The organism is Pseudoalteromonas sp. Isolate3, from assembly GCF_022398505.1.
In the GTDB taxonomy this organism is placed as follows: domain Bacteria; phylum Pseudomonadota; class Gammaproteobacteria; order Enterobacterales; family Alteromonadaceae; genus Pseudoalteromonas; species Pseudoalteromonas apostichopi.
The window spans coordinates 1-1,957 of the sequence record NZ_JAKEVN010000232.1; the positions used below are offsets into that span (position 1 = coordinate 1).

At 39.4% G+C, this 1,957-nt stretch carries 2 protein-coding genes; one reads left to right on the forward strand and one right to left on the reverse strand.

Going from position 1 to position 1,957, the window contains the following annotated elements:
- The first annotated feature begins 76 nt into the window (after window positions 1-76).
- Window positions 77-493 carry a hypothetical protein gene (locus tag L1D46_RS20475; RefSeq protein ID WP_130051787.1) on the forward strand — a complete coding sequence of 139 codons (417 nt, stop codon included), beginning with the start codon at window positions 77-79 and terminating at the stop codon, window positions 491-493.
- A gap of 29 nt (window positions 494-522) precedes the next feature.
- On the opposite strand, the gene ccoG is transcribed toward L1D46_RS20475, so the two are convergent.
- The gene (gene ccoG / locus L1D46_RS20480) at window positions 523-1,905 is read right to left on the reverse strand and encodes a cytochrome c oxidase accessory protein CcoG (protein ID WP_130051788.1); all 1,383 of its coding nucleotides are present in this window, start codon (window positions 1,903-1,905) and stop codon (window positions 523-525) included.
- Window positions 1,906-1,957 lie beyond the last annotated feature (52 nt).

A 1,957-nucleotide genomic window follows, 5' to 3' on the forward strand; every position in this document is an offset into this window, starting at 1 on the left:
ATTGTATATTAAATAACTAGACACATACATAGAATTGTATAAAATTCGCGCTCTTTTAATTCAAAAGGGAAGCAAATTGGAATTTAAGAATCACTATGGCAGTGTCAGTATCATCACTGATGGTCCAATTATAATTGGACAATTTTCTGGTAATATTAACGCACGTTTAGTCAATGACTTTGCAGTAGATATAAAAAAGCATATTTCTGATCTAGCTGGAAAGCCGTGGGCTTATATTAGTCATTCTACCCAATTACTTGCTACTACTCCTGAGGCCGAACGCGGGTTTATCCAATTGTTACGTGCTCTACAAAGCACTAACTGTGTCGCTACCGCATACATGTTTAGCTCATCAATTGTACTCAATCAAATGAAACGCATCATTGCACAAGCACAATCACCAATTCAGATAATGGACTGTTTATTTGATGATTTAGATAGCGCTAAAGCCCATGTGCTAAAGAAACTCGAATTTGCAGAAATGGCTTGTTAAAAACAAGCCATTTTCATTTTGGGGTTGGATTAATCTCGGTAAAACTTAGTCTCTTTAGTAATTGCGATATTGGCATCTTCTAATGCTTGAATGTGAAAACTGATAGGCGTTACTTTTGACTTTAAGTCATAGCCATCAGCAACCACAGTAACAGGTACTCGCTTCATCTGACCTGCTTCAACTTTGATAGTTTCAGGCAATTGTAAGCTTGCTTCTTCGATACCACTTATACCAATTGAATAACTCAAACTATGCTGCGTTTTATTGATGATTGATAAGGTATATGGATTCTCTACCAAGCCTTCAAAATTAACTCGGTACAGTGCATTACGGTCACGAATTACAGAGGCCTCGATTGGTGTGCGCATTGCCATCCACACAACCATCCCAACGACAAATAGCGCCGTCAAACCACCATAACCAAGAAGTTTTAGTCTAAATGGGTTGGTCGTTTTACCTTCCATTTGTTTTTCCGAGGCGTACTTGATCAGCCCTTTTTGATAGTTGAACTTTTCCATTGTGCTATCACAGGCATCAATACATAAACCACAGTTTATGCATTCATATTGCAAGCCATTACGAATATCTATACCAGCTGGACATACTTCTACACACAAATTACAGTCTACGCAGTCACCTAAACCTAACTCTTTTGGATCGGCTTTACGCTTACGAGCACCGCGAGATTCTCCTCGCTCTTGATCGTACGTGACCACCAAGGTGTCTTTATCAAACATTACTGATTGAAAACGCGAATATGGGCAAGCAACAGTACACATTTTTTCACGCAAGAATCCCGCATTCCCATACGTACAAAATGCGAATAAGAATACCCAAAAGCTTACAATGCCAGACATTTCTAGGGTAAATAGGCTCATGTACAAAGACTTAGCCGGGATGAAATAAGCCATGAATGACATTGATGTGAGTAAAGAGATCACAAGCCAAGCGGCATGTTTAGTGATTTTCTTTTGCCATTTACTTGCTGACCAAGCTGTTTTATCAAGTTTAATACGCTGGTTTCGGTTACCTTCAACTTTGTGTTCAACCCAAGTGAACATAAGCATCCAGATTGTTTGCGGGCAAGTGTAACCACACCAAACACGACCTAGCCAGTTAGTGACGAAAAACAAAGCAAACGCACCAGTCATAAATAACATGGCTAAGATCATAAAATCTTGCGGTAACAACGTTAATCCAAACAGGGTAAATTTTTGACTTGCTACATCAAGTAATACGGCTTGCCGACCATCATATGGGATCCACGGAATAGCTATAAAAGTCAGCATCAGCACCCAGCCTAAGTAACGGCGGATACGTTGGAAATGCCCTTTTTGCTCTCGAATATAAATTGGCCCATCTTGGTTGTAGGGCTTGATGATTAAGTCTTGCTCTTTTATATCAAATTTCATTTTGCTACTTACTATTGTGTCGGTAATAACCTGACAGAGCAACTATCAGGCC